12 protein-coding genes are annotated in these 15,262 nt (G+C 37.9%); 2 read left to right on the top strand and 10 right to left on the bottom strand.

Annotated elements, in window-relative coordinates; translation table 11 throughout:
* Positions 1-13: 13 nt before the first annotated feature.
* Positions 14-3,997: an AAA domain-containing protein gene (locus tag L0657_RS10575; RefSeq protein ID WP_235150583.1), complete on the top strand. Its 3,984-nt coding sequence runs from the start codon at positions 14-16 to the stop codon at positions 3,995-3,997.
* Here the strand turns inward: L0657_RS10575 and L0657_RS10580 are convergent.
* Positions 3,994-4,704, bottom strand: a complete 711-nt coding sequence (locus L0657_RS10580; RefSeq protein ID WP_235150584.1) for a DUF1080 domain-containing protein — start codon at positions 4,702-4,704, stop codon at positions 3,994-3,996. The genes L0657_RS10575 and L0657_RS10580 overlap by 4 nt on opposite strands.
* Positions 4,705-4,831: 127 nt before the next feature.
* On the opposite strand from L0657_RS10580, the gene L0657_RS10585 reads away from it, so the two are divergent.
* On the top strand, positions 4,832-5,221 hold the full coding sequence (locus L0657_RS10585) for an HIT family protein (protein WP_235150585.1): 390 nt from the start codon (positions 4,832-4,834) through the stop codon (positions 5,219-5,221).
* Between the two features lie 32 nt (positions 5,222-5,253).
* Here the strand turns inward: L0657_RS10585 and L0657_RS10590 are convergent, their stop codons facing one another.
* The 9 genes from L0657_RS10590 to L0657_RS10630 all read right to left on the bottom strand — a co-directional run bounded on the left by L0657_RS10590 (position 5,254) and on the right by L0657_RS10630 (position 15,226).
* Complete coding sequence (locus tag L0657_RS10590) at positions 5,254-6,759, bottom strand: capsule assembly Wzi family protein (RefSeq protein WP_235150586.1); 1,506 nt, start codon at positions 6,757-6,759, stop codon at positions 5,254-5,256.
* 119 nt (positions 6,760-6,878) lie between these two features.
* Positions 6,879-8,321: a capsule assembly Wzi family protein gene (locus L0657_RS10595; protein ID WP_235150587.1), complete on the bottom strand. Its 1,443-nt coding sequence runs from the start codon at positions 8,319-8,321 to the stop codon at positions 6,879-6,881.
* A gap of 293 nt (positions 8,322-8,614) precedes the next feature.
* Entirely contained in the window at positions 8,615-9,616 is a 1,002-nt protein-coding gene (locus L0657_RS10600) for a sugar transferase (protein WP_235150588.1), read from the bottom strand.
* Positions 9,617-9,843: 227 nt separating this feature from the next.
* A complete protein-coding gene (locus L0657_RS10605) occupies positions 9,844-10,554 on the bottom strand; it encodes a class I SAM-dependent methyltransferase (RefSeq protein ID WP_235150589.1) in 711 nt (236 codons plus the stop codon).
* Positions 10,555-10,677: 123 nt separating this feature from the next.
* The gene (locus L0657_RS10610) at positions 10,678-11,355 is read right to left on the bottom strand and encodes a TylF/MycF/NovP-related O-methyltransferase (RefSeq protein ID WP_235150590.1); all 678 of its coding nucleotides are present in this window, start codon (positions 11,353-11,355) and stop codon (positions 10,678-10,680) included.
* Between the two features lie 44 nt (positions 11,356-11,399).
* A complete protein-coding gene (locus L0657_RS10615) occupies positions 11,400-11,960 on the bottom strand; it encodes an SIS domain-containing protein (RefSeq protein WP_235150591.1) in 561 nt (186 codons plus the stop codon).
* A gap of 25 nt (positions 11,961-11,985) precedes the next feature.
* The gene (locus L0657_RS10620; RefSeq protein WP_235150592.1) at positions 11,986-12,969 is read right to left on the bottom strand and encodes a hypothetical protein; all 984 of its coding nucleotides are present in this window, start codon (positions 12,967-12,969) and stop codon (positions 11,986-11,988) included.
* Positions 12,966-14,267: an HAD-IIIA family hydrolase gene (locus L0657_RS10625; protein WP_255717810.1), complete on the bottom strand. Its 1,302-nt coding sequence runs from the start codon at positions 14,265-14,267 to the stop codon at positions 12,966-12,968. Before L0657_RS10625 ends, L0657_RS10620 begins: the two co-directional genes overlap by 4 nt.
* Complete coding sequence (locus L0657_RS10630; RefSeq protein WP_235150594.1) at positions 14,264-15,226, bottom strand: NAD-dependent epimerase/dehydratase family protein; 963 nt, start codon at positions 15,224-15,226, stop codon at positions 14,264-14,266. The genes L0657_RS10625 and L0657_RS10630 overlap by 4 nt, the downstream gene beginning before the upstream one ends.
* Between the last annotated feature and the right edge of the window lie 36 nt (positions 15,227-15,262).

Genomic DNA, 15,262 nt, shown 5'->3' on the forward strand with positions numbered 1-15,262 from the left:
CGTTTAGGACGTTATGAATCGAATCCTTAAAGCTTATTTAAAACGTCTTACCAACCTTAGCACACGCAATAAGTCGTTACTGTTAACAACATTGCCTGCTGAACAGTTTTTGGATATTAACGAAACGGATTTTCTTCTGGGGAAATCTTCATTCGAATTAATTCAGAACATCATACAAAAAAAGACTCGAATTGCTCTGTGCGATATACTGGATCCGCGTTTTGAAAAAGTAAATGAAGTCAGTAAAAGGCTAAGGAAAATAGCCCGAACTGAACATTTTATTGAAGAAGAACGCGGTTCCAGAGATTTGTATGTGGGTTATCCTTTCATCCGTGGAAAACTTTCTGATGGAACTCCTATTCACGCGCCGCTTTTATTTTTTCCGGTAACACTTCGTATCGACCGCGAACAATGGTGTTTATTTGAAAGAAACGATATTGGTATTACGCTGAACAGAAGTTTTGCGCTGGCGTATGCACATTTTAATGAGGTAGTGATTTCAGATGAAATTCTCGAAAAGTCTTTTGAAGATTTCTCGAAGGATATGCTCGAATTTCGGACGCAGCTATATGAGTGGCTCAAAGAAACGCCACTTAAAATAAACTTCAATCAACAACTTTTCGAAGAGAAACTCCAACCTTTTGATATTCAAAAAAGCTCAGATTTACAGCTACTAGAAAAAAATGGAGAACTGAAACTCTTTCCTGAAGCAGTGTTAGGAATTTTTCCTCAGGCTGGGTCTTATCTTGTTCCAGACTACAATGCTCTTTTGGAAATGTCTGAAGATGACAATTTTCAAATGTTGCTTTTAGAAAAGGAGGCTGATGAAAATTGGGATCAACAAGAGGCAGAAATGATTGTGAAGGATTCTCAACCCCAAATAAAAGAGGAACAGATTCTCACGCCTTTTGCAATTGATGAATCCCAGGAAGCCATTATCCGGTCAGTGAAGACAGGTCAATCCGTAGTAGTTCAGGGACCTCCGGGAAGTGGAAAATCTCAGTTGATCTGCAATTTGATGGCTGATTTTGCCTCACAAGGGAAACGGGTTTTATTGGTTTGTCAAAAAAGAGCTGCCTTAGATGTGGTCTACCAGCGCTTGAAAACGGTTGGTATGGATCCTTTTGTTGGATTAATTCATGATTTTAAAAACGACAGGGCTGATTTATACAGACAATTTGCAACGCAGATTGAGCAGGTAGAGTCTTATCGACAACAGAATTATAGTCTGGATGCTGTTTTTTTAGAGCGACAATTTACCCAGGAAAGCAGGCAGATCGACAGAACGGTCAATGAGCTCGATAATTTCCGGGAGGCACTTTTTGATGAAAAGGAATCTGGTATTTCTGTGAAAGAATTGTATCTGACCAGCGATCCTAAATCAGAATATGTTGATTTGAAAGATATTTATCGACATTTCAGGCTTGATCAGTGGGATGATTTTAAGCGGCGCTTCAAAATATATTCCAGTTATAGTTTGCGCTTCGACCAAAAGCATGATTGGTATAAACGCAGGAGTTTCGCAAGGTTTGGTTTGGGAGATTTGCGGAGTATGGAACGCATGCTTTCTGATTGGCCGGAAGCATATCTCCATCAAAGCCGGGAATTTGAAAGTGTTACAGGCAGTCCCTTTTCTATTGATTATATACAAAACAGAAATGAGATTTTGGAAAGGCTGGCCGATATAGCGGAGCTTGTTCAAAATGACACGATCTATTTCCTTTTCAAAACGTATTTATTTTCCGATAAAAACAGTACAGAACGTCTCGCTTTTATCCGGCAAACTTCGGACGCGTTGGAAGGTTTTGCCGAAGATGGAATTGAAACGACACTAGGGCAACATGAATTATCCATTTTTCGGGGACAATTAAGGAAAGCGATTGACGCAAAACAGTCTTCGGTATCGTCTGTTTGGTGGAGTTTGTTTGGGAATGAAAAAGCTATTGTTAGTGAAATCGCTCAGAAAAATAATCTGACTATATCTCCACAGGATTTGGAGACGCTGGATCTGCGGGTTAGGAACCGTATGGAACTGGAAATCTGGTTGACGAATCCATTGCTCAATTTTGATAAAAAATACCTGGAATTTAATGCATCTTTCCAGACACAGCATACGAAGTTTTTTCAACAAGCTGAAAGCGCCGCAGACGCAGTACAAAGGGCCTCAAAAAAGCCCTGGACTGAGGTTATAAAATATCTTGCTTCTAAGTCATCGACTATTTTCGATTTTCAGCGACATATCGAAAAACTGTTGACCTGGTTAAAATCCTGGGATACGATTGAAGCGATGATGCTTCCGTATCTTCTGCCCGAACAAATTGAAAAATTGGTTGAAGAGCCCGATAAGTATAGCGTACAGCTTCTATCAACATTAAGCAGAGATTTCGATTCATTGGCAGAAACGGATAAAATTTGGGCGGAAATGAATGACCCGGAACAAATCGTGTCAAGAAAGGTTCTTTCCAAAGGCGACAAATTAAATTATAACAACGCTAATGATATTCTCAATCTTTTTGAAAATAGTATCACGCTTGAATGGATTGAACATATTGAAAATAAATATCCCGAATTACGCGCTGTTACTTCGTTAAAAATGCAGCAATGGGAAGAGCAGTTGCAGGGTAGCATTAGCCAAAAAGAAGATTTGAGCCGTGATATTACAACAATGAAGTTGCGGGAAACGACGTATAAAAATGTTGAGAAAAACCGACTAGGGAACCGGGTTACTTATCGGGAACTGAATCATCAGGTTACAAAAAAACGTAAGATCTGGCCGATCAGGAAATTGCTTGAAAACTATTCGGATGACGTGTTCTCTTTGATCCCTTGCTGGATGGCCTCACCCGAAGCGGTATCTGCAATCTTTCCGATGGAAGCCGGTTTGTTTGATTTGGTGATATTTGATGAAGCTTCGCAGTGTTATGCGGAGTACGGAATACCGGCGGCTTATCGTGGAAAACAAGTCGTTGTCGCCGGTGATAGCAAGCAATTGTCTCCAAGCGATCTGTATAAGGTGCGGTATGAGGAGCGAGGAGAAGAAGATGAGATTACTGTCGCGCTCGAAGTCGCATCTTTGCTCGATTTGGCTGCACAAAGTCTCGACCAATATCAGCTTTCAGGTCATTACCGAAGTCTTTCCCTGGACTTGATTGACTTCTCAAACCATCATTTTTATAAAGATTCTTTACGTTTACTTCCTGATTTTAATCTGATTAATAGTCAGGAACCCGGCATAAGTTATATAAAAACAGAAGGAGTCTGGAAACAAAACACGAATTTGATTGAAGCTGAAAAAGTAGTTGAGCTGATTTCAGAACTTGGAAAAAGTGGTAAGACGGTCGGTGTCGTGACGTTTAATTTTTACCAACAACAACTTATTCAGGAAACTTTGGAGGCTGCTAATATTACTGCAGCAGGTCTTTTCGTGAAAAATATTGAAAATGTTCAGGGCGATGAGCGGGATATTATCATTTTTTCAATGGGTTATGCTCCTGATGAAAAAGGAAAAGTTTCAGCAAATTTTGGGAGCCTGAATGCGGCAGGAGGGGAGAACAGGCTTAATGTTGCTGTTACGCGGGCAAGGGAGAAAATATATTTTGTCACCAGTTTGTGGCCGTCGCAATTACAAACTGAAAATGCCGCAAATCAGGGCCCAAAACTTTTGAAAGCATATCTTCAATATGCCCAGGAAGTTTCGGAAGGGAGTTATATACCAAAACCATTAAAAACAGATAGATTCAGATCAAACTGGTTGCTAAAAGATCGGTTGGCAACAATGAAGCCAGAGCTCCAAAAGGAATTGCCTTTTTCAGATCTTACCATAAAGAAAGAAGGGGTATATAAAGGCCTGATCCTGACGGACGATGATTTGTATCATCGAAGTAAATCGTCAAAAGAACCACACGCTTATCTACCCCTTCTTTTACGACTGAAAAACTGGCCTGCCAGACGAATTTACAGCCGGGAATATTGGGCCGGATCGATGAACCTGGATTAAAGTTCTTTGATCCGGATATTTTTGAATGAAACTTTATTTCCGTGATCCTGCAAAGCAATTTTACCTTTTTGAGAAACACCAAAACCGTCCCAGGTTTTAAATTTGCTGTTGGCTACCAATTTATCCCATTCAGGACCCATTGAAGAGAATTCAACAAGTTTTTTGCCGTTCAACCAGCTTTCTCCACGACCGTTCTTGATAACAATTTTCGCCTTGTTCCATTCGCCAGCTGGTTTTGTAACCGAGAAATCGCTTGGAGGAAGCATGTCATATAACGAAGCAGATTTGTGATTGCCATCTTTTCCAGCTTTCGCGTCAGGATGTTTCACATCATCCAAAATCTGGATTTCAGGACCGGTAGAATACGGGCAGCAATATTTTTTATCTTCAATTACGTGATAAATAATCCCGCTGTTACCACCTTCACTGATCTTCCATTCAAGTTCCAATTCAAAATCTCCGTATTCTTTATCGGTAACCAAGTCTTTACCTCCTTTGTCAGCCAGAACGATAGCACCATCTTCTACCTTCCACTGAGGTAAAACCGAAGATTCCTGCCAGCTGTGCCATCCGTTAAGTGTCTTACCATCAAATAATTTTACCCATTTTCCTGTTGTCTGAGCTTGTGATTCGTTTCCTGTAAAGGCTAATGAGAATAAGGCGATCAAGGCTGTTTTGCCAAATCCTTGCCATTTTGTCAAATTCATATTCAATATTTTTAAAAGTTTTGGAACACAATATTAAGTACTTTTGGACTTGGAACTACTTAAAATCTTATTAAAGTTTAACGCGTTCTAAACGTTACCTGTTTACACGAATGAAAACAATTAAATTATGGCTTCCATATTTTCGAAGATAGTAAGTGGTGAAATACCGTCTCACAAAGTTGCGGAAAATGACGAGTTTCTGGCATTCCTGGACGCTTTCCCTATCGCTAAGGGACATACGTTAGTCATTCCGAAAAAGGAAGTTGATTATATTTTTGATCTGGAAGATGATGTATACTCGCGACTTTTCTTGTTTGCAAAGAGTATCGTGCCAGCTCTGGAAAAGACTGTACCATGTTTAAGAATAGGCGTTAGTGTGATTGGTCTCGAGGTGCCTCACGTCCATATTCACCTTCTTCCATTAAATTCAATGAAAGATGCAGATTTTAGTAAGAAAATTAAGATAACGCAGGATGAGCTCGCTGAGCTTGCAAAAGAAATACGTCTAAATATCTGATATCGAGGTAGATATTGAGTTTTGATCACTCATTATCTGCTTAGAAGACCTTCCTTGCGTAATCCCAGCGTAAATCCATAAGTATCCTGATAAAGTTCTCCAAGATCTGCCGCAACAGAACCTTTCAAAATTGTACCACCGAAAAGGTTTATCTTTCCTTGCATGGTTATCAGGCCAGAAAATTGGGTTGGCTTGCTTGCAAAGGGAGCGTCGTAGGTGCCTTCATTGCTTGAATACGATAATTTTGTTGACCATATGACTTTTTGCAAAAGCGTGCCCTTTAACCCGATATGAAATACTGAAACACGATTATTGCTGGTGAAACTATCTGCATATTTAGGATATTTCCACTGAGTATCAGAGGTAGGTGTGATAAACGGAGTACCAATCGTGCGGTCGTAGTAAGACCAACCATCCCGAACTTGAGTATTATTAAAATAATTGTCTCTTCCTAATATTCCTCTTGGGGCGTCCAAATCACCGTAATTAAATTCTGAGCCGCCTTGGCTCTTTGTATATAGAAATTCTATATTAGCTTCGTAAATAGAGAAGTTAGAACCATAAAAATTTTTACTACGGAACCTTATGCCATTTAATCCATCGGCAACATTTTTGAGTGCAAAAAGTGATCCATCCTCATAAATGTTTTGACGATAAAAAAACCAGGAATTAGAGTATGTTTCGATTTCCATCGCCATATCTACTGTGCCTAAATGATTGCCTACGCGGTTATGGTTGTCGAAATAGTTTTCTCGTCCAACATTTGCGTCCCCTGATCTACCTATTACAAGGTTAACATAGTTACCAAATCCGGTTGGCATTTTTCCATCAATAGTCTCGTATGGCGAGTTACCGCCCCATTGAACTTGGTGATTAAATCCACCATATAATTTAAATTTAGAGGATGTTTTTCCTATACGAAGATAGAAAGCTTTCTGGTGCAATTTTAGCTTGCTCGTAATGGGACGACTATTTTCAAACATACCTTCTGAATAGAATGTATTGAACGATATCCAGCCTTTCGTGAGTGGGACGGAGACAAATCCTATTGTTCCAATTTGAACTTTAGGTATTGGAATTGCATTGCCCGACCATACATAGGATCCAGTTCCTAACGTTGAATCTGCCAGCCCTATCCATTGTTTCCTACGTCCTACAAATAGTTCCCAATTTTTAAATCGAAGAGAACCATGTACTTGTGGAAGAAGAAACTTTGCATCTTTGCCCATGTTACCTACTGCCTGAATTCCTCCGCCTATTCTCCATTTATTTTTTTTTTCGCCGCCATTTAATGACCAAAATTGTTCCAATTGAATATTTATACTGCCTGCGGGTCCAGTTTTTGGAACAATGCCAAACTGATTAGTTTGTATCCAAAATGGTGTTCGTGAAGTGGAGCTTGCCATACCAAATACTTCTACAAATGAATTCGTGGAGTCTTTGTATTCTATCAACGATTGAATATTGTTTTGTGAGTGACTTTTGGTAATCAAGGTAGCCGAAAATAAAAATGCGAGGCTTAGGGAAATTAACTTCATAGGGCTACCTTTTTGTTTTTTATATTAGTGGTGTACATTATATTCAATCAATAGTATAAAAGTATGAAGAAGTTTTTGCTAGACAATAGTTGGTCATAATTACTTGTTAAAGAGATCGCCTAATTTATGAACCCACTTCTTCGGACACCAATGGTGAAACTTGTCGAGTTTGGATACAACTTGCCGAGATCAGAATAAACCCCGGCTGTTATCGTCGTATAATTTAATTGTTTGATTCTTTTTTCGGCATTTATCCCTAGAGAAACTTGATTGATACTAATTGGAAATGGATTTACAAATGTGCCCTTATTAATAGAGTAGGTTCCGCGAAAAATTATCAACGTGTTGAGCCAGGAAGCACTAATTCCCGAGTGAATTGCAGTAATTCTGTTGTTGTTTGTAAATTCAGTGTTTGATCTTGGCAAATCTTTGTTTGTCAAACTTTTACTTGAACTTAATGGAGTACCTAACCCTCTGCTCTTATACGACAAGCCGTTGCTGTAAATAAGTGAATTGAAATAATTTCCTTTCTCAAAAATGGATAAGCCAAACGGTGGATTTAGGTTAGTTTGATTTTGTGTGCTTAAAAATTCAATTAAAAAAGAATTTATGATAAAGTTACCTCCAGATTTAAATCTATGATTTTTTCGTTGAACTTTTATGCCATTCAATCCATCAGAGAAGTTATTGACTCTAAATAGAGAACCGGTTTCATAAATATTCTGTCGATATATATAATATGTCCAGTTGTTACCTTTGTAGGTAGCAGCCAGGTCAATTGTGCAAAAATGAGAGCCTATTTTTTTAAAATCCAATGTTTTTCCTGAAACAACATGCCAATAAGCCTTTGAGCGAGTTAGCTCGTATACAGGCATTATCTCATCCTCTCCTCCCCAAACTACCTGGTGATTAATACCAGTGAAAATATTAACTTTATTTCTATAATTTCCAATTCTTAAATAAAGTGACTTTTGATGCAGATACGTGGAATTTACATTATTTGTACTCCCAAATACGATGCGACTATCACCGAGAATTCCATCTGAATAGGACGCTTTAATTGCTAATAAGTCGTTCGTAAACGCGAGTGGTAAAAATTCAGGGATCGAAATTTGTATTCTTGGCATTGGCCTTGCATTGCCTGATAATGCAAGTGAGCCTGACGAGAGTAAGGTATCGACCAGTCCAGAAGTATTCTTTTTTTGCCCAATCAGCAACTCAACGGGCCCGGATTTACTAGCTAAATAAATATCTGTCAAGAAGATGTCTGCCCGTTTTTCATAACTAGTGATCAATTCGACTCCTGCGGACCACTGAAAAACTCTCGGATTATTTGGATTATAAATTTTGTTAAGTCCTAACCTGCCATTAGCAAATGTTCCATTTAAAGGGATTGTTCCACCCTTGTTAGCGTGTAGCCATAATGGAGATTGACCCGTAGAGGCGGCGACTAATAGCGCAGCGTTATATGTTAAAGTTGAGTCCTGCGCGCAAGCTTTTATGGTTAAAAATACAAAAACAAAAAAAAATAAAATACGTGCTGTACGGTCTGATATTGACATTTAAAATTTAGGATACATAATAGTTTCGCCACCCATAACCTGACTGAATTATCAATAATGTTGTCTAGCTTAGTTAACATTGTTCAACGAGATAATTGGCTATAATGGTTAAACTTATGATGAAAACATCTATGTTCCAAATTCAATTTAATTTTCCGCTTATAAAAAACGCAGGCTTATCCTGTATGTTAAAAAAATAATGCTGTCAGCATAGGCAAAAACTACATGATTCACGGATTTAGAATTATATACAGCTTTCCATTTATAAATGGAAAGCTGTATACTCATGTTTTTTATATGCCTTTTCTGCCTAAAATAACCCACACCGTTAGCAGGATAATTTTGAGTTCAAGTTTAATGCTCCAGTTTTTAATGTAATACAAATCGTACATTAGCTTATGCCTTGCATCAAATACTCCGCTTCCATAAGGATACATCACCTGAGCATAACCAGTGATACCTGGTTTGACCTGGTGTCTCACATTGTAGTACGGAATGGTCTCATTAAAAGTTTCAGTAAAAACTGGTCTTTCGGGACGTGGTCCAATTAGAGAAAGATCTCTACGAAAGATATTATAGATTTGCGGCAACTCATCAATTCTGCTTGTGCGCATAAAAGCTCCATAAGAGAACACACGAGAATCCTTCTTTGTAGCAAAAGTTGCTCCATTAGACTCTGCATCCAGGCGCATGGATCTAAACTTGACGCAGTAAAACGCTTTGTTATTCATTCCCACTCTTTCCTGGCGAAAAAAAACAGGTCCCGGAGACTGCATTTTGATGCGTATGTAACTAAGAATCCAAAGAGGGAGGCTTATGAAGAACAAGAAAGCTGAGGTAGCTATATCAATCACTTTCTTAGGATATCGTACTCTTCTTTTAAAGGTTAATAAAGAATTGAGCGATGGATTACTTTCCGTGACATTATCCGGAATGTAAACTTTGTAAAGATAGTCTTCGCAAAAGTCGAAAACAGTAGTAATCTTGATTGACTTGTTTTTTCGGACAACCAATTCATAAATTATACGGTTCCGCTGATCGTGCTGGGGATTAGTGACAAGATGTATCTTCTCAAACTTGTCGAGGAGAGGACTGACAGTTTGATTTAACAAATAATCATCATCGTCCGAATAGGGGATCAGAATTACTTCTTTGTACAATTTTAGAAGAATCCTAAGGTCGTGTTTTTGGAGGAAATAATCATAACTAGTTATGATTAGAACCTCGTTCGTTGTTGCAGTCTTACTGCGTAACGTGTGGGTGTATGTGCGGTTAGTTATAAATGTTTTTTCCATATAAATGGAGATAGTTGTGTGTTAGTGATACAATTATAAAAAAATAACCTCTAATTATGAAATCATTGTTATAATTATTTATTGCAATGTAAATCCTATACCCATACAAAAGTGCCTTATTATTTACACCAAATAAAATTTACGATTATTTTGTATCAGATTTAATGAAATATAAGTAAGTTATTTAGATATAACACATCAGTTTTATTGGAATAACCTTACAATTGTTACAATTTTTCCGCCAGAACATGATATCCTATCGTGAATCTTTTTTCGCTATCATACCTGTCGAATATCGGGGCCAAAATGGCAGTTAATAGAATTATGGGTGTTAGAATAAGCCAAATAGGTAAATATAGGAATGAGAAAATATTTTTGAATGGATGATTCATTCGAATAAATCTGATACCTTCCTGGGCAAAAAAACGATTGAAAAGACCATTTTCCTCAACAGATATATTTGTAAAATTGTTTTTTACAAGAAAGTGCTTGTACCAGAAAGGGGTGTAGCCACCATAAAAGTGATATGGCTCTTGGTGTATTCCGGATTGTAAGGGTGCGGTTAGTATTAGTTTGCCACCAGGTTTAAGAATTCGCGCAAACTCAGCTACAACAGGTATTGGTTCAGGAATATGTTCAAAAACTTCGGTGCAGATGATAACGTCAAATGATGCGTCTGGAACAGGAATTTCTTTTATATCGCTTACATAATCAATCTGACCGTAATCCTTACCTAACAGCTGATCAGCTCTCAGCTGAACAAAATCATGTGTTTTGTATTCGCAATGTTTAAATAAGCTACGATATGGGCAAGAGCCAGCTCCAACATCTAAAACACGAGAATTGTCAGGGATTTGTTTTACGATCTTTACAATCCATTGATCACGTTCGTATTGATTAAACCTAAATAATTTTCTGAACCAGCTTTTTTGTAACATTATAAAGATGTTTAATAGTGTATAGTAGAAAAACTAGCAATTCAAGATGGAGAGTCTAATAAATCGCTGATAACTAAAATAGTTGATATTAGGTAGAATCTATTTTTATGTCCTGTGCAGCCACTATTTTGCTATAACCACACTTCCCCAGCCGTCTGCTGTGGGCGTGTAAGGTATATTGTTCTCATTGCAAAAATCGAGAACTGCTTTATTTGCACCTGAGTATTCTTGGTTGTTAAAATCATGGACGAAAATGTATCCACCTGAGCTTAATTTTGGGTAAAAATATTTTAATCCTTCATAAATTGGTTGGTACAAATCAGCATCTATACTTACAAACGCAAAGGATAAATCGTTACTCAAACCAGCGGTTGTATTTGGAAAGAATCCTTTATGAACTAAACACTTATCTGGGGAATACATTTTGCTTAAAACGAGCTCCACACTTGTATCAGAAAAGTTTTGATCACCCGTGGAAAATTTATTTTTTTTCTCGTTTTCTATATCTCTGACATCAAATCCTTCAAAGGTGTCAAACAAATGTAAAGGACGGTCTGGAAATATCCTATTCAAATATTTAGCAAATTCGCCTTTAAAAACGCCAAGTTCTGCAATCTGTCCTTTTACATTATTTTTTATTATTTCATGAGCCAATAAATCTAAAGTTGCAGTACGTGTATAGTCCATCCTTTCTGAAAGACTGATATATCTCTCTCTTCCCAAATTGTTGTTTGGCCTAGTAAGTGCTAGGTTAAAATTATTTAATACTTGTTGGACTAATTTTAGAAGGCCTCTTTTCATGGGGAAGTTTAGTTTATGTGTATACGTGATTTAATATGGTCTTATCAATCAATTGCTTCCAGTATCTTCATCATTAAATGGACCAGTATCATGTGAACATCTTCTGAAATTTGCATGTCATTTCGATTGGCATTAACACTGTAACTTGCCAGTCGTCTTAATTTTCCTCCATCAAAACCTGTGATACCAACAGTGGTATTACCCCGTTCATTTGCAAATTCAATAGCTTTGATTATGTTTTTGGAATTGCCGCTTCCTGATATTCCCACGACGACGTCACCTGTTTCGATGAAATTTTTTAACTGCTCTACAAACACGTCATCGTATGACAAGTCATTGGAGTAAGCCAGCATAATCGGTATATTATCTGTAAGGGCGATAATTTTATGCCTTTTCTCTTTCCCCAAAGAAGCCCCCTTATTTATATCACATGCAAAATGCGTAGCAGTTGATCCACTTCCACCGTTTCCGAAAATGAAGACCTTATTACCATTTTGTCTGGCATTTTCAAGAATAGAAGCGAACTTGACGATTTCCTGTTTGTCCAGATTATCAAGTGTGTCTTTTAGCTGTTCTATGTAGTCTTTTACTAGATTATCTGTCATTTCCTTTTAGTTATAGTATATGTATTTATCTTTGATCTGCAAAAACTATGGTACTTCCACTGAAATCGAATCGGAAAGGAAGTTCGCTAAGTTCAGCTAACGCTGTTCTAACGGCTGCCTGTTTTTCCTTTTGGACATAAAATAAGAGAAAGCCTCCTCCCCCTGCGCCTAATAATTTGCCCCCTTCCGCCCCAGCAGCTCTTGCAGTTTCGTAATAATAGTCAATTTGAGGATTGGAAATTTGAGAAGCCATTTCCTTCTTATACAGCCAACCTGTATGCAGTATTTCTCCAAAAGTATCTATATTATTTGTTTGCAAGTCTTTTTGAAGATCGAATGCCAGCTTAACCATCTTATGCAAATTATTATTTTTTTTCTCATCAGTAATAATATTCTGACGTTGCTCGGATAAAATCGCACTAGCACTCCTGGTATTACCCAAATAAAACATAAGGAGATTCCCTTCTAATTCCTTCTGCTTACTAACATTGATATGAATCTTGTTTACTACAACCTGTTCATCCTGTTTAAACTCTATAAAATTAAGGCCACCTATTGCGCAAGCATATTGATCTTGTTTTCCAATTGGTTCACCGAGTTGTCCGATTTCTACGTCGCAAGCGGCTTTTGCAATAGCCTCACGACTAATAAATTTACCTAGATAAGTATGCGACAAGTTAATCAGCCCCGAAGTAAATGCTGATGACGAACCTAATCCAGTCCCGGAAGGGATATCGGCACTAGAATTAAAATCAACTCCTGAGATGTTTAAGTTAGTGAAAACCTGACGAATTATTCTATGTTCGATTTCTTCGACCTTGTCTACGAGTTCATTATGAGAGTATTTTAAAAATATTTTTTGATCATTAAAGTATGGGTGCATTGAAAGATAGACGTATTTGTCTATTGTTACACTTAATACAGCACCACCGTACTTGCTGTAATATTCCTTCAAATCGCTACCGCCACCTGCGAAGCTAATTCGGAACGGAGTTCTGGATATAATCATTGAGCTGTTTTATTTTTTGTGAGAATCCAATCGACTGCCTGACCGAGGTTGGAGGCTACAAAATCAGGTATTACTCTGTAGCGGTTATCGTTTCCGCCATATCCCGTCTCAACTAATATTGACGTCAAACCGGCATTTAAAGCAGTTTTTATATCGGTTGTAGTATCACCAATAAAAAAGGATCTGGATAAATCAATATTATATTCTTTTTCAGCCTGCAAGATCATCCCAATTGCAGGCTTTCTGCATTCACAGGACACTTTAAGCTCAGCTATCTCGCCGTCAAAACCTTTGTCAGCGTGATGTGGGCAAAAATATACTTGATTTAAAAAAGCTTTTTCCCTACCCAACGTTGTTTCTAAGAGGTTATGAACTTCTTTTAATTTTTCAAAACTCAGAAAACCTTTTGCAATACCGGGTTGATTGGTAATAACAATCGCCAGATATTCTGACTGGTTGATAAGCCTAATCGCTTCTGCGACACCTGGTAACATTTTAAAATCTTCTATTCTTCTCAGGTTGTCGACCTCTTCATTAAGTACACCGTCACGATCCAAAAAAATAGCCGGTCTTTTGTTGCTGCGATTCCAATTTTCAACTTTGCCACTGGTATAATCTTTCTCAACTTTGTGCAAGCGATCGGGAGTTCCCAAGTCTTTTATATACTCAGGAGTACTGTATGCGCGCAAACGCCCTCCTTGCTTTAAAATTAAAGGAAATATATCTTTTCCAAAGTCTGACGCAATACTGCTATCTATAAATTTGAAAATCTCCGGACTCAGAATATATACAGCCGCGTTTACCAAATTTTCGTAGATCAACCCATCTGGATGTGGTTTTGAGATAAATCGTGTGATTATATCTCCCTTGCGCTCAACCAAATCACTGTCATATGGATGATCATTTGGATGAACAATCAGTGATCCTAATGACGGAGCCGCTGCGTCAAAATCCTGAAATCGTTTTATGTCAAAATCCATAACCACATCTCCATAAAGAACAAGGAATCGCTCTTTCAAAATAGCCTCTAACTGTTTAAGAGCTCCTGATGTCCCAAGTGGAATGTCTTCACGGCAATAACGGACTTGCATACCCCATTGAGAGCCATTGCCAAAATAGTTCTCAATTTTCTCAGATAGATATCCGGTCAGCATGATGACATCGTTTATCCCATATCTTTTTAAAAGGAGGAGCTGATGTTCCAGCAAGGGTTTTCCAGCGACGGATACCATTGGCTTTGGTAAATCATTCAAGCCAAGTCGCGTTCCTTTCCCTCCCGCGAGAATGACGGCAATCATAAGGTAATGATTTGAGGAGTAAGTAGTAGAATCTGTTGAACCGCCTTTCTGACAGCCTCAGTAGAGGAATGTTTTGCTTTCCATCCAAGATTATGGATCTTTGTAAGATCATATTCAAACTCAGGAACATCGCCAACCCATCCTCTACTGCCACCAGTATATCTAATCTCACGATCCAGGCCGGATTCCTCTAGCACTATTTGCGCCATTTCTTTGACTTTTGTTCTCGAATCGACTCCTATATTAAATATATTAATCGGATCAGATGTATTACTCCATACAAATAGAATAGCTTCAACCAAATCTCTTACATATACGTATGGTTTATTTTGTTCCCCATTTCCAAGTACTTCTAAAAAAATTGGATTATTGTAGGCCTTTCTTATAAAATCAAAAATAGCTCCGTGCGTCGCTCGCTCTCCTACAACGTTTGGGAAACGAACAATCCATGCCTGGATTTTGTAATTTGCAACATAAGAAGATATTACAGCCTCAGAAGCAAGCTTTGAAGCTCCGTAGTGGGATACAGGAAGTAAGGGCCCAAAATTTTCTGTGAGCTTACTTCCTGCCGGATCGCCGTAAATTGCCGATGTTGACGCAAATACAATCTTAAAGACTCCATGTACCCTCATCATTTCGAGGATTTTATAGGTCGTTAAAAATGTATTATTAACATCTACTGCTGGCTTAGTATGACTAATCGCAATATCAGAATTAGCGGCCAGGTGAAATACAATATCAAAATTGGAGTTAGTGAATACGTCTGAAACGAAAACTTCATCTAAAATATCACCTTCAAAAAACTTAAATCTTGCATTCCCAAATAAGTGCTCAATGTTGGCAAGTCTGCCTAATGATAAATTGTCTAATACTGAAATATGATTTCCAGTATCTTGTATTAATGCGTCGCATAAATGGCTACCTATGAATCCAGCTCCACCTGTAATGAGTATTTTCATTGATGTTATAGTTTGTGTATAAATTTGGTATTTCAC

This window comes from Dyadobacter sp. CY345, assembly GCF_021502725.1.
Classification (GTDB): Bacteria; Bacteroidota; Bacteroidia; order Cytophagales; family Spirosomataceae; genus Dyadobacter.

Excerpts from the sequence above, each read along its gene's own strand:
- L0657_RS10605 (WP_235150589.1), bottom strand. The coding sequence starts at position 10,554 with ATGTTACAAAAAAGCTGGTTCAGAAAATTATTTAGGTTTAATCAATAC.
- L0657_RS10615 (WP_235150591.1), bottom strand. The coding sequence starts at position 11,960 with ATGACAGATAATCTAGTAAAAGACTACATAGAACAGCTAAAAGACACA.
- L0657_RS10630 (WP_235150594.1), bottom strand. The coding sequence starts at position 15,226 with ATGAAAATACTCATTACAGGTGGAGCTGGATTCATAGGTAGCCATTTA.
- L0657_RS10600 (WP_235150588.1), bottom strand. The coding sequence starts at position 9,616 with ATGGAAAAAACATTTATAACTAACCGCACATACACCCACACGTTACGC.
- L0657_RS10620 (WP_235150592.1), bottom strand. The coding sequence starts at position 12,969 with ATGATTATATCCAGAACTCCGTTCCGAATTAGCTTCGCAGGTGGCGGT.
- L0657_RS10580 (WP_235150584.1), bottom strand. The coding sequence starts at position 4,704 with ATGAATTTGACAAAATGGCAAGGATTTGGCAAAACAGCCTTGATCGCC.
- L0657_RS10590 (WP_235150586.1), bottom strand. The coding sequence starts at position 6,759 with ATGAAGTTAATTTCCCTAAGCCTCGCATTTTTATTTTCGGCTACCTTG.
- L0657_RS10585 (WP_235150585.1), top strand. The coding sequence starts at position 4,832 with ATGGCTTCCATATTTTCGAAGATAGTAAGTGGTGAAATACCGTCTCAC.
- L0657_RS10610 (WP_235150590.1), bottom strand. The coding sequence starts at position 11,355 with ATGAAAAGAGGCCTTCTAAAATTAGTCCAACAAGTATTAAATAATTTT.
- L0657_RS10625 (WP_255717810.1), bottom strand. The coding sequence starts at position 14,267 with ATGATTGCCGTCATTCTCGCGGGAGGGAAAGGAACGCGACTTGGCTTG.
- L0657_RS10575 (WP_235150583.1), top strand. The coding sequence starts at position 14 with ATGAATCGAATCCTTAAAGCTTATTTAAAACGTCTTACCAACCTTAGC.
- L0657_RS10595 (WP_235150587.1), bottom strand. The coding sequence starts at position 8,321 with ATGTCAATATCAGACCGTACAGCACGTATTTTATTTTTTTTTGTTTTT.